Source organism: Ohessyouella blattaphilus, assembly GCF_024721265.1.
GTDB lineage: Bacteria > Bacillota > Clostridia > Lachnospirales > Lachnospiraceae > Aequitasia > Aequitasia blattaphilus_A.
Genome location: NZ_JAMXOC010000001.1, coordinates 142,906 through 164,766, shown reverse-complemented (window position 1 = coordinate 164,766; position 21,861 = coordinate 142,906). Strand labels below are relative to the sequence as shown.

At 44.0% G+C, this 21,861-nt stretch carries 21 protein-coding genes, 1 other RNA gene and 1 other annotated feature; all 22 genes read left to right on the top strand.

The window, feature by feature from the left end; translation table 11 throughout:
* Window positions 1-11: 11 nt before the first annotated feature.
* The 22 genes from NHH16_RS00655 (at window position 12) to pheT (ending at window position 21,861) form a co-directional block, all read left to right on the top strand.
* The gene (locus tag NHH16_RS00655; RefSeq protein ID WP_262067945.1) at window positions 12-1,205 is read left to right on the top strand and encodes a GGDEF domain-containing protein; all 1,194 of its coding nucleotides are present in this window, start codon (window positions 12-14) and stop codon (window positions 1,203-1,205) included.
* 67 nt (window positions 1,206-1,272) lie between these two features.
* Window positions 1,273-1,998 carry a LytR/AlgR family response regulator transcription factor gene (locus NHH16_RS00650; RefSeq protein ID WP_262067667.1) on the top strand — a complete coding sequence of 242 codons (726 nt, stop codon included), beginning with the start codon at window positions 1,273-1,275 and terminating at the stop codon, window positions 1,996-1,998.
* A gap of 1 nt (window position 1,999) precedes the next feature.
* Window positions 2,000-3,346 (top strand): sensor histidine kinase, encoded by a 1,347-nt coding sequence (locus NHH16_RS00645; protein WP_262067666.1) that lies wholly within the window; start codon window positions 2,000-2,002, stop codon window positions 3,344-3,346.
* 53 nt (window positions 3,347-3,399) lie between these two features.
* On the top strand, window positions 3,400-4,230 hold the full coding sequence (locus tag NHH16_RS00640) for a GGDEF domain-containing protein (protein ID WP_262067665.1): 831 nt from the start codon (window positions 3,400-3,402) through the stop codon (window positions 4,228-4,230).
* A 12-nt stretch (window positions 4,231-4,242) separates the two neighbouring features.
* Window positions 4,243-5,157 carry a GGDEF domain-containing protein gene (locus tag NHH16_RS15600; protein ID WP_262067664.1) on the top strand — a complete coding sequence of 305 codons (915 nt, stop codon included), beginning with the start codon at window positions 4,243-4,245 and terminating at the stop codon, window positions 5,155-5,157.
* 3 nt (window positions 5,158-5,160) lie between these two features.
* On the top strand, window positions 5,161-6,336 hold the full coding sequence (locus NHH16_RS00630; RefSeq protein ID WP_262067663.1) for an iron-containing alcohol dehydrogenase: 1,176 nt from the start codon (window positions 5,161-5,163) through the stop codon (window positions 6,334-6,336).
* 34 nt (window positions 6,337-6,370) lie between these two features.
* On the top strand, window positions 6,371-6,976 hold the full coding sequence (locus NHH16_RS00625; protein WP_262067662.1) for a cytidylate kinase-like family protein: 606 nt from the start codon (window positions 6,371-6,373) through the stop codon (window positions 6,974-6,976).
* A gap of 15 nt (window positions 6,977-6,991) precedes the next feature.
* Entirely contained in the window at window positions 6,992-7,621 is a 630-nt protein-coding gene (locus NHH16_RS00620) for a cytidylate kinase-like family protein (protein ID WP_262067661.1), read from the top strand.
* 65 nt (window positions 7,622-7,686) lie between these two features.
* Window positions 7,687-8,703: an aromatic acid exporter family protein gene (locus NHH16_RS00615; RefSeq protein ID WP_262067660.1), complete on the top strand. Its 1,017-nt coding sequence runs from the start codon at window positions 7,687-7,689 to the stop codon at window positions 8,701-8,703.
* Window positions 8,704-8,778: 75 nt separating this feature from the next.
* Window positions 8,779-9,489 (top strand): hypothetical protein, encoded by a 711-nt coding sequence (locus NHH16_RS00610; protein ID WP_262067659.1) that lies wholly within the window; start codon window positions 8,779-8,781, stop codon window positions 9,487-9,489.
* 68 nt (window positions 9,490-9,557) lie between these two features.
* Window positions 9,558-9,761 carry a hypothetical protein gene (locus NHH16_RS00605; RefSeq protein WP_262067658.1) on the top strand — a complete coding sequence of 68 codons (204 nt, stop codon included), beginning with the start codon at window positions 9,558-9,560 and terminating at the stop codon, window positions 9,759-9,761.
* 72 nt (window positions 9,762-9,833) lie between these two features.
* A complete protein-coding gene (locus NHH16_RS00600; RefSeq protein WP_262067657.1) occupies window positions 9,834-10,676 on the top strand; it encodes a PHP-associated domain-containing protein in 843 nt (280 codons plus the stop codon).
* Window positions 10,677-10,734: 58 nt separating this feature from the next.
* On the top strand, window positions 10,735-11,547 hold the full coding sequence (locus NHH16_RS00595) for a putative ABC transporter permease (RefSeq protein WP_262067656.1): 813 nt from the start codon (window positions 10,735-10,737) through the stop codon (window positions 11,545-11,547).
* Between the two features lie 167 nt (window positions 11,548-11,714).
* On the top strand, window positions 11,715-13,259 hold the full coding sequence (locus NHH16_RS00590) for an isopeptide-forming domain-containing fimbrial protein (RefSeq protein WP_262067655.1): 1,545 nt from the start codon (window positions 11,715-11,717) through the stop codon (window positions 13,257-13,259).
* 14 nt (window positions 13,260-13,273) lie between these two features.
* Window positions 13,274-14,548 carry a 3-isopropylmalate dehydratase large subunit gene (gene leuC / locus NHH16_RS00585; RefSeq protein WP_262067654.1) on the top strand — a complete coding sequence of 425 codons (1,275 nt, stop codon included), beginning with the start codon at window positions 13,274-13,276 and terminating at the stop codon, window positions 14,546-14,548.
* On the top strand, window positions 14,548-15,039 hold the full coding sequence (gene leuD / locus NHH16_RS00580; protein WP_262067653.1) for a 3-isopropylmalate dehydratase small subunit: 492 nt from the start codon (window positions 14,548-14,550) through the stop codon (window positions 15,037-15,039). The genes leuC and leuD overlap by 1 nt, the downstream gene beginning before the upstream one ends.
* A gap of 12 nt (window positions 15,040-15,051) precedes the next feature.
* Window positions 15,052-16,533 (top strand): threonine synthase, encoded by a 1,482-nt coding sequence (gene thrC, locus NHH16_RS00575; RefSeq protein WP_262067652.1) that lies wholly within the window; start codon window positions 15,052-15,054, stop codon window positions 16,531-16,533.
* 18 nt (window positions 16,534-16,551) lie between these two features.
* On the top strand, window positions 16,552-16,890 hold the full coding sequence (locus tag NHH16_RS00570) for a hypothetical protein (protein ID WP_262067651.1): 339 nt from the start codon (window positions 16,552-16,554) through the stop codon (window positions 16,888-16,890).
* Window positions 16,891-16,944: 54 nt separating this feature from the next.
* Window positions 16,945-17,126: non-coding RNA, 6S RNA (gene ssrS, locus NHH16_RS00565), on the top strand.
* 89 nt (window positions 17,127-17,215) lie between these two features.
* Entirely contained in the window at window positions 17,216-18,100 is an 885-nt protein-coding gene (locus NHH16_RS00560; protein WP_262067650.1) for a YihY/virulence factor BrkB family protein, read from the top strand.
* Between the two features lie 21 nt (window positions 18,101-18,121).
* Window positions 18,122-18,349, top strand: a binding site (T-box leader).
* A gap of 50 nt (window positions 18,350-18,399) precedes the next feature.
* On the top strand, window positions 18,400-19,419 hold the full coding sequence (gene pheS, locus NHH16_RS00555; protein WP_262067649.1) for a phenylalanine--tRNA ligase subunit alpha: 1,020 nt from the start codon (window positions 18,400-18,402) through the stop codon (window positions 19,417-19,419).
* A gap of 21 nt (window positions 19,420-19,440) precedes the next feature.
* Window positions 19,441-21,861, top strand: a complete 2,421-nt coding sequence (pheT, locus tag NHH16_RS00550; protein WP_262067648.1) for a phenylalanine--tRNA ligase subunit beta — start codon at window positions 19,441-19,443, stop codon at window positions 21,859-21,861.

Here is a 21,861-nt window from a genome sequence, read left to right as displayed (position 1 = left end):
TGGTGGCAATTATGGATTCGTTAATAGTGAGTAAAGTATTTCTTATAGATGTTCAAGCGTTAATCTGTGTGATGTTTTGGGAGGGACTGGCGTCTTCCTTGATTATTTTCACATCCAAGGACCATGTGAAATTTTTTCGGGGTGAACAGTTGCTAGAAAAGGCCATAACCTTTCGCTTGATAAGATCACTTGGGTATTTTTTGCTTTTGTATCGAGGAATCTTTCCTGATCTGGTTTCGTCCACACTGGCAAATGTATTGCTACTTTTGGCCTTTTATCTGGATGCTCATGTGCTTTTGCAAACAATGAAGTTGAATTCCGAAAAGCTAAAGAGGTATGGAAGACTTGTTTTTGTTATGTTTTCCCTTTTGTATGTGGTAGCAGATCTTTTTTTTGCAAAAGCGAATATACGAGTTGTCATAGCTTCTTTGGGTATCCTGATGACATTTGCCCCAGTTGTCTTTCAATGTATGTTTGGCAAGAAAAGTAGGAATCTTTATCGTTCTTTTTTGTGGCCTTATTTGCTCCTGATAATTACCACAGTGCCAAGAGCCATTGTAGGTATCACAAATAAAGAATATACGTTGCTAGAAACGGACGTGCTGCAAAGTATGTTTTACGGTTTTCTTTTGCTAAAAGCGTTTTTTTGCACGTTGTTTCTTTTTGTCATATTCTTGTCAAAGTCAGCGAATGAAATCGAAGACTTAGCTCGTGATCCCCTTACAGGACTAAATAATCGGAAGTCTTTTAATGAACAAGCAACAGAAGTTTTCAAGAGGAGGCAACGAACACAAGGGTTGTTTGGTGTGTTTTTCCTAGATATTGATTTGTTTAAGAATATTAATGACCAGTGGGGTCATGATAAGGGAGATGAAATATTAGTTGCTGTTGCTGACGCCTTGCAGTGTAGTGTTGATGTTAAAGACATCTGTTGTCGGCACGGTGGCGACGAATTCATCATATGTACTACTATTGACAACGTTAAGATAGGCGAAAAAATTGGCAAACGACTTCAAGAGAAAATACATAATATAGACCTTGTCCCCGGTCATAGGATAACCAGCAGTATTGGCTTTGCCTATGGTGTACCTAAGGAAAGTGAATGTTTTGCCGACTACATAACAAAAGCAGATGAGGCCATGTACTTGTCCAAACGTAGCGGCAGGGATCGGCTTACAGTAATAAGGATGGAAGAGATTTTCTGAGATTAGAGTTTGCCAATAGGCGGTGTTGTCGTATATTATAAAAATAAAACACTTGGAAAGGATAGTTATGCTGAAGATTGCCATTTGTGACGACAACGCCGAGGATTCCCAAAATTTAAAAAAGAGACTAGAGTCAATATTGAATCTTGAAAATATTGACGCCAATCTGCTGGTTTTCTCCAGTGGTGAGCAACTCATTGCCTATATGCAAACAAGTGGCGTAATGCCTATTTGCTTTTTGGATATCTATATGAAGGAAGTGAGTGGCGTAGATGTGGCTCGTTGGATACGCCAACGCGACAACACCTGCACCATTGTGTTTACCACCACGAGCAGTGAGCATATGGCACAGGGGTGGGAGGTGGGAGCGAGTCACTATTTGCTTAAACCTTTTACAGAAAATGAGGTTAAAGAAGCCTTGACTCGTTGCTTGCGTTTAGTTGGATACCGCGGAAAATACATAGAGTTAATGGTTAATCGCCAGCCGCGAAAAATACTTCTCTCAGATATAACATATGTGGAATCCCAGAATAAGCATTGCCTTATCTATACCTCGCAAAATGAAGAATTGCGTGTCCTTATACGCTTGGGGAGTGTGGAGGAACTTTTGGATGATGCACGATTCATCCGTTGCCACCAAAGCTATATTGTTAATATGGATTTTGTGGAAAACGTCCAGGAAGGCGATTTCGTTCTACCAAATACGCTCGTTCCCATAAGACGAAAAAATCGTTGCGACATAATCCGCTATTACGAAGATTATTGTATCGAAGTGGTAAGGAGGAGGGTATAGTATGCTACAGGCTATTCAGTTTGGGATAATGAACGTGTTTATCAATACGCCGTGGTATTTCGTAGGTGGGATGGCATTTGAGGACAATCTGCGAATCAGAAAGCGGTCGTTTTATTTATGTATCGTTATTATAGCGTTACTGGATGGCGTGGGGAATTTCTGGCTGTTAGCTTTTGCAAGGGACTTTAATACGGCTCGAAGTGTTTTTAAAATCGCTTATTACAGCGTGATTGTTTTATTGTTTTTGCTGAGCTTCCGGGTGTTTGTTGGAAAGTTGTTGTATGTGTTTCTTATTATTCAGGCGCTGGCCACCACCATCAATTATGTGGCATATCTGCTGAATATGCTATTTTTACCTACGGGTACAGCGATTGGTTATGGTGATGTTATTACCTATCCCCTAACGATTATTGTCGGTATAGCGGTGACGCTTCCATTGCTGTGGCGCTTTTTCAAAAAAAGATTACGTCCCGCATTTGAGGAAATGTCTAATAAGAGCGTCCTTTTCTTGTGTGTCACCCCCATTCTTTTTTTTATCATTCAGATATTTATGAGTAATATTAATTTCCGATATGTCCTTTCTAATAAGGGTGCAGAGGCGGTATACAACAAAGTGTTTACGATTGTTGTATACCTTTTGGTGGTGGTCACAGGACTAATCACCTACTACATCAATATTCAGATGATGTTAGAAAGCGCCCATAGAGCGCGCTTAGAGGCAGAAAACCACGCCCAAGAACGGCAATTACGACTACAAGTTCAGAGCTATGAACAGCTTATGGAGAATATCGATCAAGGAAAGGCCGTTCGGCATGATGTGCGCCATCACCTATCGGTTATTAGAGGCCATGCACAAGCCTCGGACATAGAGGCAGTGTTAGCTTACTTGGAGGAGTACACGATGAGTTTACCTGGCGATAATGAGCCGCCCGTATGCGAAAACCACGTGGTGGATGTGTTGGTTCGTCATTATCTACGGAATGCTAGAGGGGCAGGTGCGAAAGTAGAAGTTAAACTAGTTGTTCCTCAAGATATAGGTATATCCAATACCGATCTGTGTATTGTTTTTGGAAATTTGTTTGAGAACGCCGCTCAAAGTGTTATTCGTCAAACGGAGGGAGAACGATTCGTTCAGGCTCGTTGCGAAACCACAAAGAGTAAATTGGTGCTAACCCTCGATAACTCCTGTCCGGCATACGAGGCGAAAGATGGCAGACAGGGGGTTGGACTTTCCTCTGTCGCAGCAGTTGCCAGGAAATATCATGGAACGGTTCGTTTTAACAAAGAAGGTACGGTGTATAAAAGCTCAGTTATCCTAAGCAAAGCCCTTTTTGGGTTTAATAAGTAGGTGCGATATGGTATATTAGAAATAGTTATTATTCTGAGCTGGAGGTTTTCAAAATGTGTGCAAAGTTGAAGCTTCATAGTAAGAAGTTTCGTGAAGTAAAGGCGCAATACGATAAGCAACAAAAAGAGTACACCATCTTTAAAGAGCTATTAGGAGCTAGTCCTGATGGCTTTTTAGTGATTGATAAAAAAGGGGAAGTGCTCCTAAAAAATACGGTTGTGCAGAAGTTAGTAAAAGCGGATGAGGCGTTGTTCGAGGAAGTGAAAGCCGGTTTGCGCGAGTTTGTTTTTAGCGAAGACGACCTGGATACCACTTACCGGGTTAGTCATTTTGAGATAGATTCAGAGACTATCCAAGCCGATGTCTATATTATGCGTGATGCCACTGAAGAACGAGAGAAGGAAAGGGAGCTGGAGCAGTTTGCCATTTTTGATATGTTGACCGGTGCTCTTACCCGCTATGCAGGAATGGATATTCTCTATAGCTGGATTGCCGGTGAGAAGAAGTTCACCCTTTGTTTTATCGATATGGATAACTTAAAGTATGTGAACGATACTTTTGGGCATGCCGAGGGGGACACCTACATTATCGATGTGGCAAATTTGCTGAAAATGATGGGTGACGGTATCGAAGTTACCCGCTTAGGCGGTGACGAATTTATGGTTCTAATACCGGAAAAATATGCGGGGAAAGAAGAGCAGATGTTGGCCGGTGTACAGGGGCAACTAGAGGTTCTGACAAAGGAGTTTGACAAGCAATACGAAAGTCGGATAAGTTATGGTTTTGTTGCCAGTGGCGAGAGCGAAGATCCCAGTCTTTTGCTATCCCTTGCGGATGAGCGGATGTATGAATGCAAGCGCAAAAACAAGAAAAGGTATAATTAAGAGGAAAAGAATGTGGATGAACAGAAACAAATTGCGAAATTAAAGAATCAGATAAGGGATTTACAGCGGAGAAATCAAGAAAACGAAGAACAGCTTTCCCGGGAAATTGAAAAGACGAAAAGACAGAGCCGGGCTCTACAGACGTATTATGAACTGCTCTCAAACTTGACGACGGATAACCCGGAAGCGCTTATCGTCCTGAGTGAGGAAGAGAGACAAACCCTTCTAGTGAATAAGGCAGGAGAGAAGCTTATGCGCCAGGAACGGGAGTTGCTTGAGTACTTAAAGATAGAGACAACGGAACTAACGATTACTAGTGAGGAAGGGGAGAGTTTTTATATTGTGAAAAACTTTCCCATTAAATGGAAGGATGAAGAGGCGACGGCTTTTGTGCTGATTGATATCAGTGATAATATGCGAAAGCAACAGGAGTTAGAGCAATACGCTATCTTTGATATGCTTACCGGCACCCTGAGCCGCTATGCGGGGATGGATGCTCTCCATGGTTGGTTGGCAGAAGGGCATGAATTTGTACTGTCCTTTGTAGATATAGACAATTTGAAGTATGTAAATGATAATTTCGGTCATGGCGAGGGGGATATTTATATTATCGATGTAGCGAACCTTCTACGGATGATGGGTGAAGATTTTGTGATTAGCCGGATTGGCGGTGATGAGTTTATGCTTCTTGCTAGGGACGTAAAGAGATCCCGTGTAGAAGAAATTTTAGCCGGCGTACGGGGACAAATGAGCACGATTACCGAGGAGTTCGAAAAAGGATACATCGGTAGCATAAGCTATGGGTGTGTCGGTAGTGAAGAGGCGGCAAATGCCAGTGAACTGCTGTCCATTGCCGACGAGCGGATGTACACCTTTAAGAAGACATATAAGAAGCTATTGATTGAAAGTAAGACAAAAGGAGAATAACTAATGAATAATTTTACATTTTATGCACCTACTTATTTTGCATTTGGTAAAGATTCTGAACAGAAGGTAGGTCAGTTAACGAAGCGTTTTGGTGGTTCTAAGGTATTGATTCACTACGGTGGCGGATCGGTGGTGCGCTCAGGACTTCTTGACCGGGTAAAGGCTGTTTATGACCAAGAGGGTATTGCTTACGTGGAGCTAGGCGGAGTTCAGCCCAATCCTCGCAGCGGTCTTGTGTACCAAGGCATTGAGCTGTGTAAGGAAGAAAATGTGGATTTTGTGCTGGCCCTTGGCGGCGGAAGTACTATTGATTCGGCCAAAGCGATAGCGGCCGGTGTTACATACGAAGGCGATTTCTGGGATTTTTACCGCGGTAAATTAGTCGATAATGCTTTGCCGGTGGGAACAATTTTAACGATTGCGGCAGCTGGTAGCGAGGGTTCGCCGGATTCGGTGATTACCTATGAAGAGGGGATGCATAAGCGAGGTGCAACTGGTGAAGGCTTGCGTCCGAAGTTCTCGATTCTTAATCCAGAGCTTACTTATTCCCTTCCAGCGTATCAAAGTGCTGCCGGAATTACTGACATTATGGCTCATTTATTTGAACGCTATATGACCAATACAAAAGACGTAGAAGTAACGGATCGAATGATTGAAGCCCTGTTACTGACGATGATTTCCGAAGGACCCAAGGTGATTGAGAATCCTCATGATTACGCCGCCAGAGCCAACATTATGTGGGCAGGGATGATGGCTCATAACAATTCCTGTGGCGTTGGTCGGACCCAGGACTGGACTAGCCATGATATTGAACACGAATTATCAGCCCTTTACGACGTGACTCATGGTGCCGGCTTAGCGGTGGTGATGCCAGCTGTGATGAAGTATAATATGAAGCATGACGTGGCTCGGTTTGCTCAAGTGGCTCATCGGGTGTGGGGTGTCCAGATGGACTTCTATCATCCAGAACGGACGGCGCTAGCGGGAATTGAAGCTTTTCAGATCTATCTAAAGGCGATTGGTATGCCAAGCAACTTCGAGGAAATCGGTGCTAAGGAAGAGGATATTGAAAAGCTGGCTAGGAACGCTTGCTTTGGCGACGCCCGCACTGGTACTCTAGGGGGCTTTGTGAAACTGAATGAGAAAGATGTGGAAAACATCTATCGGTTAATGATATAATCAAGGTAACCAGAGGTGAATGGGAGGGCTGATTATGAGGGAGAATGTGATTATTGCTATAGGACGTCAATTTGGTAGTGGTGGACATGAAATCGGAACGAAGCTAGCGGATCGCTTAGGAATCCCGTTTTTCGACAAGAAGCTAGTGAATATGGCGGCAGAACAGCTAGAGATTAGCAATATTACCGCGGCCACTCTCGATGAGAAAGCCCTAGATTATTTTCTGGCAACTTATAACGCTACGGAAGAGGGGCTAAGTGACGAAAGTGAGTTGCCTTTAAGCGAGCAGATGTATCTGGCCCAGTCTAACATTATCCTATCCCTAGCTAATAAAAGCTCCTGTGTGGTCGTGGGGCGTTGCGCGGATTATATCCTTAGGGAGAACGAGAACTGTATCAATGTTTTTGTTCACGCGGAAGACGAGGATAAGACGAAGCGGATTGCCGAAATCTTCCAGATCTCGGATAAGAAAGCCAGAGACAAAATAAAAAAGGTCGATGCCGAACGGAAATATTACTATGAATCCCATACGGGACGCGCGTGGGGGAGCATTGACAGCCATCAAATCCTGTTCAACTCTAGTTTGTTAGCAATAGAAGATATCATCGATATTTTGGCAACGATGTATGAGATGAAATGAGAAGAGGTGATGTCCATGAGTAAGAAGACTATTGTAACCATTGGCAGAGAGTTTGGTAGTGGCGGCCGAGAAATCGGGATGCGCTTATCTAAGCGCCTGGGAATTCCTCTCTACGACAAGAACTTGGTTAGTATGGCGGCAGAGAAGTTGGAAATAAGTGAGGATACCGCGAAGGAAGTGGATGAAAGCACGCTTAATAAGTTCCTAGCTACGTATTTGATTTCGCCGGCTGAGTATGTTTCTTATATGAATAACGAAGAGTTTATGCCACCTCTAAGCGATCAGATGTTTCAGGTACAGTCCCAGATTATCGAAGAGCTAGCCGATCGCGGTTCTTGTATTATCGTTGGTCGTTGTGCCGATTATGTGCTCCGGGACCGGGACGGGGTCATCAGCGTCTTTGTCCACGCCGAGAAAGCGGATAAAATCCGCCGGATTATGGAGGTGTACCACCTTTCAGAGAAAAAGGCGGCCGAGCGGATGAAGAAGATTGACAAACAAAGAGAGAATTACTACGATCGCTACACCGGTAATGAATGGGGTAGCATCGACTCTCATAAGCTTTTGCTAAACAGCAGTGTGCTGGGGATTGAAAAGGCTGTGGACGTCTTGTATGATTTATACATGGGGGAACAAAACAGGTAAGGATAAAAGGCAAGGTCTAGGAAAAAGATTTTCGTTTCTTAGACCTTTTTTAAAGAAAGGCGAGTATGGAAAAAGAGATTTCAGTTAGAAAAAAGGCGGTAATGGCGTTAAAGATTGCCATCGGTAGCTTTATCGCTATCTACATTGCCGAAATGTTTAGTTTGAATTATGCAGCTTCGGCGGGGATTGTCAGTCTGCTGACCATGATGTCGACCCGCTTAGATACTTTAAAATTGTCACTGCTTAGAATCGTGACTTTTGGTTTTAGCACAGCGGTAGCTGTGTTCTTATTCCCTAATGTGACCAGTGCTTGGTATGCATTTGGCATCTACATTTTCATAATTGTGTTTGTTAGTTGTATTGCCGGTCTTCAGAGTACGATTTCCGTAAATGCGGTTATCGGCACCCACTATCTTAGTGCAGAGTCTATTGACTTTGCTTTCGTAATGAATGAATTTTCCCTGGTGGTTATCGGGATTATCATCGCCATGATTATCAATCAATTTCATCCGAATGCTTCTCAAAAGAAAGAACTCATCAAAGGTATGCGCACCGTGGAAGCGGAGATCCAGCAGATCCTGGAGGAACTAACTAAATATTTACGGAACCATCCCTTTGGTCGTAATGTGTGGGACGATATTATCTCGCTAGAAGCCTTGCTTTCAGAGTATATTGAGGAGGCTTACGAATACCAAAATAATACGTATGCCAAACATACGAGCTATTACGTCCATTATTTTGAAATGCGGATGAAGCAGATGAACGTGCTACACAGCCTTCACTACGAGATGAAGAAGATTCGTCATTTGCCGGTGCAAGCGGAAATTATCGCCAAGTTTATCGATGATATCATTGTGCATGTGCACGAGATGACGGAGCCGAGGGCGCTTTTAGAAGAAGTAGTTCAGTTGATTGAAGAGTCGCGCCAAGGTGAGCCGCCAAAGACCATGGAGGAGTTTGAATCCCGGGCGATGCTTTACCATATCTTGATGGATTTGGAGGAGTTTTTGGTCTTTAAAAGACGCTTTATTGACTCGCTTGCAGATGAACATCACCGGGTTTACCGCAGTAAGAATGTGTAAAAAGTTTGATTTTTCATAGTACTGTGCTATAATTGTGCTGATTAAAAAATGCAGGAAATGAAGGGAACCTAATTTATGGGACAAGCAATTTTAAAAATGATAAACAATTTACTTGGAGAAAAAGGATATTATATCGCTGAGGAGACGATTCCCGGAATCGTGGTCATTGGTATTAGTATATTTGTGGGCTTATTGGTTTGTTTTTTTGGTTTGAAATTAAAGAGAATCTTATCCGTCTTTGCGGCCATTATCTTTGCGGCCCTGACAGTTGCGGTGGTCTTTCTCTTGCTGGATGTAACGGCACCAATCCTTGGTGGGGTGGCTTTGGTATCGCTAATTCTTTACATTGTCCTAGCGATTAAGCTTCCAAGATTTGGCATCTTTATGATGATTTTCTTATACGCCTTTAGTGTAGTGATCGTTCTTTTACAGGCTCAGGATACGACCATGCTGTTAATCTGTGTCGGCGTTGCCTTTGTGGTGGCTCTTATCACCGCGATTGTAAAAGATCCGCTTATTATGATTATTACCGGACTAGGCGGGGCCTTGGCCGTTGGTCAAAACGTCGGCATGCTGTTAGGACAGACAGGAAATTTACTCCTTGTCTACGGCGTGTCTGCTGGTCTTGCGATTATCGGGATTATCGTTCAGTTTATGTCCCACTCAAAGCAGCTGGTAAAGCGGGAAAAAGAAGTGGTAGAAAGCGTTAAAAAAGATTCGTTAGAATCGGAAATGGAAGAAGCTAGACAGATTCTTCTCGATGATGACGAGGACGATGAAAACTAATCTGTCCGTTTTATAGGACGCCATTCTTTGTATCTTAGAGAAAAGATTACAAAGGATGGTGTTTTTATATGAAAAAAATTATGGCGATGGTTGGTAGTGGCATCTTATCGGTTATCCAGTTATTTCTGATGTTGTTTCACGCAGTTGGCTTACTTTCAGGTACGGGTCAAGGAGCACTTATGCTGTGGCTAATTCTAGAAGCACTCGTATTACTTATTCTCGGTCTTGGACATGGAACGAAAAAAGGTCATAACCGCGTAAGAAAAAAATAAGGAAAATAGCCTTGAAATGACGTCTCCCTATGCTATACTAAAACTAGCGGGATAAGAAAAGGAGGCGTGTACATGAAGTTAGATATGCATTGCCATGTGAAAGAGGGATCCATCGATTCGAAGGTAGGTCTTGACGAGTATATTACTAAGTTAAAGGCGGCTGGCTTTCAAGGCATGTTGATTACTGACCATGATACGTACAATGGTTACCGTTATTGGAAGAGTTCTATGAAGGGCAAAGCCCATCAGGATTTTGTGGTGTTAAAGGGGATCGAATACGATACCTGCGACGCCGGTCACATCATCTGCATTTTACCAGAGGGTGTGCGTATGCGACTAATGGAGATTAAAGGTTTGCCAGTGTCGGTGTTGATTAATTTCGTTCATCGTCACGGTGGTATTTTAGGACCGGCTCATCCTTGTGGTGAGAAATATATGAGTTTTACGAACACAAAGAAGTATCGGAGACATCCCGAGATTACCCAGAAATTTGACTTTATCGAAACCTTTAATGCTTGTGAATCAGCCAAGTCTAATGCAGCGGCATTAGAGCTAGCAAAGACCTACAATAAGCCAGGCTTTGGCGGTAGTGACGCCCATAAGCTAGAGTGCGTTTCAATGGCTCATACAACCCTAGCAAGACCGGTGAAGAGTGAGACAGAGCTTATCTCCCTAGTTAAGAAAGGGGAAGTGTTAGCGGCTTCTGGCGATTACTACACCGCTACGACTAAGGAGAAGATTGGTAAGATTAACAACGTCTTGGTTTATTCCTTCTGGTTTTATAATAAGCTTGGAGCTTTAATCAAAAGGCACAAACGTAAGCTAAAAGGGGCAGTTGAGAATCCCGTAGATCCAATTGATCCTTTAGACGTAGGGTATTTACACGAAATCAAAAGATATAAAGCTGAGGCCTAGAGGCCTCAGCTTTTTTATGGTATAGTAGATGGGTGTTAAAAAACGAGGAGAACGATTCATGACAATTTATCATTACCTATGCTATGCTCTAATCTACAGTTTTCTCGGATGGTGTACAGAAGTAGCTTATGCGGCCATTAAAGAGAAGCGTTTCGTTAATAGAGGGTTTCTCAACGGTCCTATCTGCCCGATTTACGGGGTGGGAGTGGTATTGGCGATTATTCTGTGTCAGCCCTTTACCGAGACGACCCTACTCTTATTCTTTGTGTCCATGACGGTAGTCACTTTAAGTGAATTGGTTGCGGGATTCTTAATGGATAAGCTGTTCCACCACAAGTGGTGGGATTACTCGAATACTCCTTTTAATATTGGCGGTTACGTGTGTCTACCCTTTTCGCTTATTTGGGGCGTGGTGTGTGTCTTCATATTAAAAGTGTTTCAGCCTCTAGTGGAGCGATTTGTAAACTTTGTGCCCCGTACCCTAGGAATGATTCTGGTTATTCTCTTTTTATTGACCTTAGTAGTAGATACCACGGTTACTACCGTGGCAACGATGAATTTAAACAAGCAACTAGAAAGTATGCAGAGGATCGCCAGCGAGTTGCACCAACTTTCCGATAAGATTGGTATCAATATTTACAGTGCCATGGATAGCACCAATCTAGCAGAAATTTACGAAAAGGTAACAGATGACCAACAGGAGCGTATTAAAGAGTTAGCGGCAAAGTACAAAGATTTACTGAAGGGAAATATTATCAGAGATCGTCTTTTGCGAGCCTTCCCGAAGATGGAGTCCCGTAGAGACCACGAAATGTTAGAAACCCTAAAAGAAAGAGTACGTAAAATCAAAACAAATAGTAAAAAAAAGTAGGGGCTTCCTTGTGAAGTTCTTATTTTTTTTGTTCTTTTTACGTTCGATTGACTTCTGGCTATCTGTAAGCTATGATTTGAGTAACTATTTATAGTTCTTACCAACTCTGCAGGAAATTCTTCCTAACGATTCCACACTTTACAACGAATTTAATAAGGAGAAAATGTATGAAGAACGAGCTTTTTAAGAAGGCCGGGTTATTTTTTTGCGGCCTAATTTTGACATTTCTATTTGTGTTATCTAAGGAACAGTTTGTAAAAGCAGAGGAGGTTACTCTAGAGGTGGGAGCGGCCGTCGACTATATGGGGTATGGTACGAATTACTTTTATATCGACGGTGAGCTGGCGTACTGTCTAGAGTCAGCGAAAGGTACCCCGGCAAATGGCACGTATGAGGGCCATTATTTGGATACAAACCACTTGCTAGCGAAAGCTTCCTATTACCTACTAGGGGGACCGGGGTACGAGCAGTACCTTAAGGATACGCTACCAAAAGGGTGGGAAGAGGAATCTTTAGCCTACTGTTTATCCCACTGTATTTTGTCCTATATCTACGAAGGAGAATCAAATGCCACCGGTGCTCTCATTGGTCTTGATAGTGAAATGAGCAAGGTGGTCGTCGATTACGTGGCTTACATTAAAAGTCTTCCGGCGATTCCTCGTTCAGCGATTGCCTTTGATCGCCAGGACTTGAATTTTTACTTTAGTAGGGAGGAGGGCTGTCAGCGAACAGAAGTAGTAACGGTCTTAGGAGATGAAGGCAATAGCGTAACGCTACCGGTGCCCGAAGAGCTATTTCTCGTCTTTGAAGGCAAGAGCGAGCGTTATACCGGCGAGGTAAAAATCATGCCAGGTGAAAAGTTTTACCTAGGCGGTGACGTGGCTTATAATAATGGGGGAACCTTTCGCATTGACAATCTGACCAGCGACCTTAAAAGAGAGTGGGGCTTATTTGTCGTCGTGACCGGTGCAGGAACCCAGGATCTTGGTCGTGGTCACTTACTAGAGGTGAACTCGGCGCCAGTTAGTATAGGTGGGACCTTTCTTCCACAGCCTGAGCTCCTCGTCAAAAAGTCGGCGGACCGCTCTGAGAAAACGTACCGGGTCGGAGATGTTATCACCTATACCGTTGAAGTGACTCAGCAGATAGAAAAAGCGGTGGCCAAAAATGTGGTAATCGAAGATAAAATCTTGACGCCAGGCGTCAAACTTCAAAAAAATTCTATCGTTCTCCTAGATGAGAACTTCCAAGTAATTCCTCAGGTAAGTATTTCTGTTACCGACAATTCCTATAAAATAATTCCTGATAAAGATCTTTTCCTGCAAGATGTGACCACTGGCGAAAAATACTATGTGGAATACCAAGTGGTGGTAATTAGTGATGATTTGGTGGGAAAAGAAGTGAAAAACCAGGTGGTCGTTACCTCCGAAAACACCGAAGAGGTAGAAACCGAAGAGGTGGTTGTCATTGAAAAGCCGAAGGAGATAACGCCAAGCGACCCACCGAGCGTTACGACCACCGTTACTAATACCAATCAAAACACCAACCAAAATACCGCCAAGAGCGTCGTAGCCGGGCGCAGCTCGTCACCAAAGGTTAGCGTAAAGACGGGAGATAAGACGCCCTTGATACTTCTTATTCAAGTTCTGCTAGGCAGTTGCGTGGCAATCTTTGTTTGTGGTAGAATAGCACGTAAGAGTAAAAAAGGATAGGAGGCACAGTTTTAATGGGAATGACGATGACACAGAAGATTTTGGCCGCTCATGCCGGTCTTGATTCGGTAAGTGCTGGACAGTTGATTATGGCCAAGCTTGACGTAGTGATGGCTAACGATATTACGGGACCGATGGCATTACCGGTATTTAGACAGATGAGCGATACCGTATACGATAAAGAGAAGGTGGTCTTAGTACCCGATCACTTTACCCCTAATAAGGATATTATGTCGGCAGAGAACTCCAAGTCGATTCGCGAGTTTGCGAAAGCGCAAGGGCTAACGAATTACTTTGAGATTGGCCAGATGGGTATTGAGCATGCGCTTTTACCGGAAAAGGGGCTAGTCGTAGCAGGTGAATGTATCATCGGCGCGGATTCTCATACTTGTACCTATGGAGCCCTAGGCGCCTTTTCAACAGGCGTGGGGACTACGGATATTGCGACAGGAATGGCGACTGGCGAGTTATGGTTTAAGGTACCGGGAGCGCTTAAGTTTCATTTGGTAGGCAAACCAAGCCAGTACGTTAGCGGTAAGGATATCATTATCCACATTATCGGACTAATCGGTGTGGATGGCGCTTTATATAAATCTATGGAATTTGTGGGCGAGGGTATTCGCAGCTTAAGTATGGATGATCGCTTTACCATTGCTAATATGGCGATTGAAGCAGGAGCCAAGAACGGGATTTTCCCAGTAGATGATTTGGCCGAGAGCTATATAAAAGAGCATTCCGAGAAAAGCTATAAAGTTTATGAGGCCGATGAGGATGCCCAGTACGATGAGGAATACACGATCGACTTGTCGAAGATTAGACCGACGGTAGCGTTTCCCCATTTGCCGGGAAATGCCAAGACCATCGACCAGATAGAGGAAATGGAACCGATTAAGATTGACCAAGTGGTGATTGGTTCTTGTACCAATGGACGGATGGAGGATTTGCGCCGGGCGGCGGCCATTCTAAAAGGTCAAAAAGTCCACGAAGACGTGCGGGTTATCGTCATTCCTGCCACTCAGAAAATATACAAGCAATGTATCGCTGAAGGTTTAGTGGATATCTTTATCGATGCTGGTTGCTCATTTAATACTCCTAGCTGTGGACCTTGTATGGGTGGCCATATGGGCGTTCTGGCGGCTGGCGAGAAATGCGTCTCGACGACAAACAGAAACTTTGTAGGGCGGATGGGACACGTAGATTCACTGATTTACCTAGCTTCCCCAGAAGTAGCAGCAGCTAGCGCTATTGCCGGAATAATTGCGGGACCAGAGAAGAGAGGTGAAAGATAATGGAAGCAAAAGGACACGTTTTTAAATATGGAGATAATGTGGATACGGATGTTATCATCCCGGCTCGTTATCTTAACTCCTTTGACGGAAAAGAATTAGCAACTCACGCGATGGTGGATATCGACCCGACATTTGCGAAGAAAGTGCAAAAGGGCGATTTGATCGTTGCTGGCAAGAACTTTGGCTGTGGCTCGTCGAGAGAGCATGCCCCCCTTTGTCTAAAGGAAGCAGGCGTAAGCTGTGTGATTGCCGAGACCTTTGCCCGGATTTTCTATCGAAATTCCATTAATATCGGTTTGCCGATTATCGAATCTGCGGAAGCATCTAAGGGCATTGATGCCGGAGACGAGGTAGAGATCGATTTTGATAAGGGTCTCATAAAGAATTTAACAAAGAATGAAGAATATAAAGGTCAGCCGTTCCCAGAATTCATGCAAAAGCTGATTGCGGCCGGTGGGTTAGTTAATTATATTAACGAGAACAAAAAGTAGGAAGGAAGAGATATGCAATATACAAGCACAAGAGATAAAAATGTATCCGTTACTCCCTCAGAGGCCATTCTGACGGGATTAGCTCCAGATGGTGGTTTGTTTGTGCCGGAGACGATTCCCAGCTTGGAAAAAAGTTTAGATGAGCTTAAGGATTTAAGCTACCAAGAGGTGGCTTATGAAGTGCTAAAGCTTTACTTAACAGATTATACTGAGGCAGAGCTTAAGGACTGTATCAATAAGGCTTACGATGAGAAGTTTGATACGGAGCTGATTGCTCCTTTAGTGAAGGCCGATAGCACCTACTTCCTCGAACTTTTTCACGGGGCGACCATCGCTTTTAAAGACATGGCTCTATCCATTCTGCCCCACTTGCTGACAACGGCGGCGAAGAAGAACCAGGCGGATAAAGAAATCGTTATCTTAGCAGCGACTTCCGGTGATACGGGCAAAGCCGCAATGGCTGGTTTTGCTGATGTGGCGGGGACGAGAATTATCGTCTTTTACCCCAAAGACGGTGTTAGCAAGGTGCAAGAGATGCAGATGCTGACACAAAAGGGGGACAACGTGGACGTGGTGGCTATTACTGGGAATTTTGACCATGCTCAAAGCGGCGTGAAAGAAATGTTTGAAAACCAGGAGCTAGCAGCCGAAATGGCAGCAGCCGGCTATCAATTCTCGTCGGCGAATTCGATTAATATCGGGCGATTAGTGCCGCAGATTGCCTATTACGTGTACGCTTATGCGAAGCTTTTAAAGGAAGAGGAGATTACTCTTGGCGAACCTCTAGACGTGGTCGTGCCGACGGGAAATTTTGGCAATATCCTGGCAGCTTACTTAGCAAAAGAAATGGGAGTGCCTATTGGCAAACTGATCTGCGCTTCCAATGAAAATAAAGTGCTTTACGATTTCTTTACCTCAGGAACCTATGATCGCAATCGGGACTTTATTCTGACCAGCTCGCCTTCTATGGATATTCTTATCTCTAGTAACCTAGAGCGCCTGCTTTATTTCGTAAGCGGCAACAGCGCCCAGGCGACGAAGGGATTTATGGAAGAGCTAAAGCAGCAGGGTAGTTACAGCGTGACCCCAGAGATGCAAGCGAAAATGGCCGATTTTATCGGCGGTTATGCAACCGAAGCCCAGACGGCAGAGGAGATCAAAGCCGTATACGAAAATACCGGTTACGTGATGGATACTCACACCGCGGTAGCAGCCTACGTAGGCGATGAGTATCGCCGGAGGCACCCAGAGGCGAATAAGCAGCTGGTTATTTCGACAGCCAGTCCCTTTAAATTTGTAAAGAGCGTAATGAGCGCGATTGATAACAAGTTTGCTGATGTGGATGAATTTGCCTTGTTAGAGAAACTAGTACAAGTTTCACAGACGGAAATGCCTCAAGCGATTAAGGAAATCATTGATGCGAAGACCCTTCACGACATCGTCTGCGCTCCGGAAAAAATGGAAGCGACGGTGAAGGAAATACTGAGCGTCTAGTTACTGAAAGGGACAATTATGGAATATTTATCTTATATTACCTTGTTTTTTGGGTTTTATTGTATGTATATTTTTTATAAGCTCCAAATTAAACGCGACTTAAGCGCCAACGGAATGCTGCCAAGAGAAGTAGATCCGGGGAAGTGCAAAGATAAGGACGGGTATATTAAAGGAGTGGCTGTACCGATTCTGATTTTAGGCGTGGTGACGGCTTTGTACTCACTGGTGGATATCCTTAGAAGTCGTCTAGAGATTCCTTTTTTAACGCCACTGATGTGGGCATTGATGGCGGCTGATTTGGCGGTATTAGTCTGGGTGGTATTTGTTTTGCGAAAGAACAATCAAAAGTATTTTTAAGGGAATATTCATACTAATCCCTTGAAAAGGATAAGTTGATAGGTTATAATTAAGCTGAACCTGAAATGAGCGACAACTTCTGCTATTTAGAACCTACAATACTTTAAACGGGAGTCTCATTATCTCTGTAATATGTCAAGCCACCGAATAGCAGTGGAAGACAAAAAAGCAGATGCGGATACCCACCTAGCATGCGCTAGGAGTCTAAATGTAGAAACCGCCATTTTGGGGGATCAAAAGAAAACTAAGATAACATACAAAAAGGTCTAGGCAGTCGCTTACGTGACTGCCTAGCTTTATGAGTAAGTACTATTAGGAGACTTAAATGAGTAGACTGAAAAAAGTGAGGGATGCCCTCTTTACATATCTAACTAACGTGATGCAGCATCACGTCGGTGCCTATGCGGCTCAATCAGCCTATTTCTTTATGTTAGCTCTGATTCCGATGTTGCTTTTGTTGACGACTATGATTCAGCTTACCGGGTTACCAGCCACCGTGGTGATTGAAGAGATTATCACCGTCTTTCCGAAGACGGTGACAGGACTAGTAACTTCGATTATCAATCAGGTATATCGTCATTCATCGACGATAATTCCGGTTACGATTCTCGTAGCCTTGTGGTCCGCGGGAAAAGGCGTTATGGCGTTAACCGGTGGTCTTAACTTGGTTTACTCCAAGGAGGAGACGCGTAATTATTTTTTCGTCAGAATACGGGCGACAATTTATACGGTTCTCTTTATTTTGGTGATTCTCATTATGCTGATATTAAGCGTCTTTGGTAATACGCTTCGCAACTTTATCGTCTTGCATGCCCCTTTTATGGAGAAAGCTATCAATCAGATTTTGGAGCTGCGTACCACTTTGACACCGGCTGTTACCTTTTTATTCTCGCTGTTGATTTTTAAGTTTTTACCAAACAGGAAGGCGAAGCTACGGCACGATATGCCGGGAGCAGTGTTCACATCCCTTGGCTGGTTTTTAATATCCTACTTTTATTCTGTATACTTAAGCATCTTCAAAGGGTTTGCCAATATGTATGGAACCTTGACAACGATTATCTTGTTAATGCTGTGGATGTATTTCTGTATGTACTGCGTCCTCCTAGGAGCCGAGCTAAATGTACTAATCTTCCCCGACGCAGAAGCGAAGTATCAGGAACGGAAGGCCCAGAAGGAAATCCTTAAAGAAGAAAACAAGCTTGACAAATGAATGCCTTGTGTTAGAATTACTGTTAAAGCGATGACCGTGCAAAGTAGGACTACATAATCCCGTTAAGAGAGAGAGAATCATTGGCTGAAAGTTTTCTCCGGTTAAGGTGTAACGTCTGAATTTCCCACGCGAGTTGTATTTCTGAACGATTAGTAGGAAATGCCGAGTAGTGCCCGTTAAGCATAACTAAGTGTCTACAGCAACTGGCTGTAGGAATTAGGGTGGTACCGCGATTATTTCGTCCCTTTATCATTATGATAAAGGGACTTTTTTAATGCAAATAAGAAAGGAAGAGAAGTATGCAGAACAAAGTAAACAAGATTAAAGAAGAAGCCTTGTCTTTAATCGACAAAGCGAAAGAACTAAAAGCTCTCGATGAAGTTAGAGTACAGTTTCTCGGTAAGAAGGGAGAATTAACCCAGGTGCTCAAAGGCATGAAAGATGTGACTCCTGAGGATCGTCCAAAAGTTGGTCAGTGGGTCAACGAAGCGCGAGAAACCATTGAAGGTGCTTTGGAATCTATTAAAAAGTCTATGGAAAACGAACTGCGTCAAGAGCAGATGAAAGCAGAGGTTATCGATGTTACCTTGCCAGCGAAAAAGAATATGGTCGGTCATCGTCACCCCAACACCATCGCTCTTGAAGAAGTAGAGCGTATCTTTATCGGCATGGGTTATGAGGTGGTTGAAGGACCAGAGGTAGAGTACGACTTATATAATTTTGAGAAGCTTAATATTCCTGCCGATCATCCGGCTAAGGATGAGCAAGATACTTTCTTCATCAGTAAGGATATCGTCTTACGGACTCAGACTTCACCGGTGCAGGCACGGGTTATGGAAGAGGGGCAGCTGCCGATTCGCATGATCGCTCCCGGTCGGGTGTTCCGTTCTGATGAGGTAGATGCCACTCATTCTCCTTCTTTTCACCAGATCGAAGGTTTGGTAATCGATAAAAACGTGTCTTTTGCGGACCTAAAAGGAACGTTAGAAGTATTCGCTAAAGAATTATTTGGACCGGAAACGAAGACGAAGTTCCGTCCTCATCACTTCCCCTTCACAGAACCTAGTGCGGAAGTAGATGTTAGCTGTTTTAAATGCGGTGGCAAGGGCTGTCGTTTCTGTAAAGGCTCGGGCTGGATTGAGATTCTCGGTTGCGGAATGGTTCATCCTCACGTGCTGGAGATGTGCGGCATCGATCCTGAGGAATACACCGGCTTTGCCTTTGGCGTAGGCCTTGAGAGAATCGCGCTTTTGAAATATGAGATTGATGATATGCGGTTACTTTACGAAAATGACATTCGCTTTTTAAAACAGTTCTAGAAGGAAGGAGAAAGAAGAAGTATGAATACATCATTATCATGGATTAAAGCCTACGTTCCTGATTTGGACGTTACGGCTCAGGAATATACAGATGCAATGACTTTATCAGGCACGAAAGTAGAAGGTTACGAAGTCTTAGATGCCGATTTAGATAAAATCGTAATTGCCCAGATTAAAGAAATTGAAAAGCACCCAGATGCGGATAAGCTGGTGGTGTGCCAAGTGGACATCGGGAGCGAGGTGATTCAGATTGTCACCGGTGCGAAGAATGTAAAAGTTGGTGATAAGGTACCGGTAGTCTTAGTAGGCGGCCGGGTAGCCGGTGGTCACGAACCTGGTCAAAGAGTAGAAGGCGGCCTGAAGATTAGCAAAGGCAAGCTTAGGGGCGTGGAAAGCTTTGGCATGATGTGCTCTATTGAAGAGCTAGGCGGCACCACAGAGATGTATCCGGAAGCTCCGACCGACGGTATCTATATTTTCCCTGAGGACGTAAAGATTGGTGAAAGTGCGATTGCTTACTTTGGTCTTGACGACGCGGTGTTTGAATTTGAAGTTACCTCAAATAGAGTGGACTGCTACAGTATTATTGGGCTCGCGCGGGAGACGGCAGCAACCTTTAGATTACCCTTTGTACCGCCAGCAGTGACGGCTACGGGAAATAATGAAGACGTGAACGATTATGTCAAGGTTACGGTTAAGGATGAAGAGCTTTGCCCTAGGTATTGTGCCCGAGTAGTTAAGGATATCAAAATCGCGCCCTCACCAGAGTGGCTAAGAAGACGCCTGATTTCTGTGGGAATTCGGCCGATTAATAACTTGGTGGATATCACCAATTATATTATGGAAGAGTATGGCCAACCGATGCACGCCTTTGATTTAGACCACGTTGCCGGTAAAGAGATTATCGTCAAACGGGCAGCTGCTGGCGAAAAGTTTGTGACTTTAGATGGTCAAGAACGTACTCTTGATGATTCGGTGTTAATGATTTGCGACGGGGAAAAATCCGTTGGTATTGCCGGTATTATGGGTGGGGAAAACTCCATGATTACCGACGAAGTGAAAACCGTGCTGTTTGAAGCGGCTTGCTTTGACGGCACCAATATTCGTAAGTCCAGTAAGAAGATCGGCCTTCGTACCGATGCCTCCACAAAGTTTGAAAAGGGTCTCGATCCTAATAATGCGAAAGCCGCCATCGATAGAGCGTGTCAGTTAGTAGAGGAACTAGGGGTTGGTACGGTGATTGGCGGTATGGTCGATGCCTATAAGAACCCTTGGAAAGAAAAGCGAGTGCCTTTTGACCAAGCAAAGATTAATAGCATTTTGGGAACGGATATCTCGGCAACCGAAATGATCAAAATCTTTGAAAGCGTTGATCTTACCTACGATGAGGACACAAAGGAAGTGGTGGTACCGACGTGGCGCCAAGACGTGGAACGCTTAGCGGACTTGGCTGAAGAAGTGGCGAGATTCTACGGTTATGATAAGATTCCCACGACTCTGCCAAAGGGAGAAGCTACTACCGGTAAATTACCATTTAAACTGCGCGTGGAAGAGGTAGCCAAAGACGTCTCGGAGTTTAGTGGCTTTTCTCAAGGAATGTGCTACTCATTTGAAAGTCCGAAGGTCTTCGATAAGCTAATGGTCCCTGCAGGTGATAGCCTGCGCCAAGTGGTAGAAATTACCAATCCTTTAGGAGAAGACTACTCGGTGATGCGTACCATTTCCCTTAATGGAATCCTGACTTCGCTGGCGACAAATTACAATAAGCGCAATAAAGATGTACGGCTGTATGAACTAGGAAACATCTACCTGCCTAGCGCCAATCCAGATAAAGAACTACCGGAAGAACGGATGCAGCTCACCTTAGGGATGTATGGGGCAGGCGACTTCTTTGACATGAAGGGGGTTATCGAAGAGCTTCTTGAGAAAGTGGGCATGAAAGGGAAAGAAGAGTACGATCCAGCCGCTGGCAAGCCCTTTTTACACCCAGGAAGACAAGCAAACGTGGTCTACGATGGGGTGGTGATTGGCTACTTAGGAGAAGTTCATCCTCAGGTGCTAGATAACTATAACATCGGCGAAAAGGCCTACGTGGCCGTACTGGATATGCCAGAGATTGTTAGCAGGGCGACCTTTGATCGAAAATACGAAGGTATTGCCAAGTTCCCGGCGATGACTAGGGATATCAGTATGGTTGTTCCTAGAGATATTCTCGTTGGTGAAATAGAGAAGATTATCGCGAAAAAAGGCGGACAGTACCTAGAATCTTATCGGCTGTTTGACTTGTATGAAGGGGCGCAGATTAAAGACGGCTTTAAGTCAGTAGCGTATTCCGTAGTCTTTAGAGCAAAAGATAAGACCCTAGAGGAAAAAGAAGTGACAGCGGCAATGACCCAAATTTTAACCGCTTTAGAAGAACGCGGCATTGAACTGAGAAAGTAG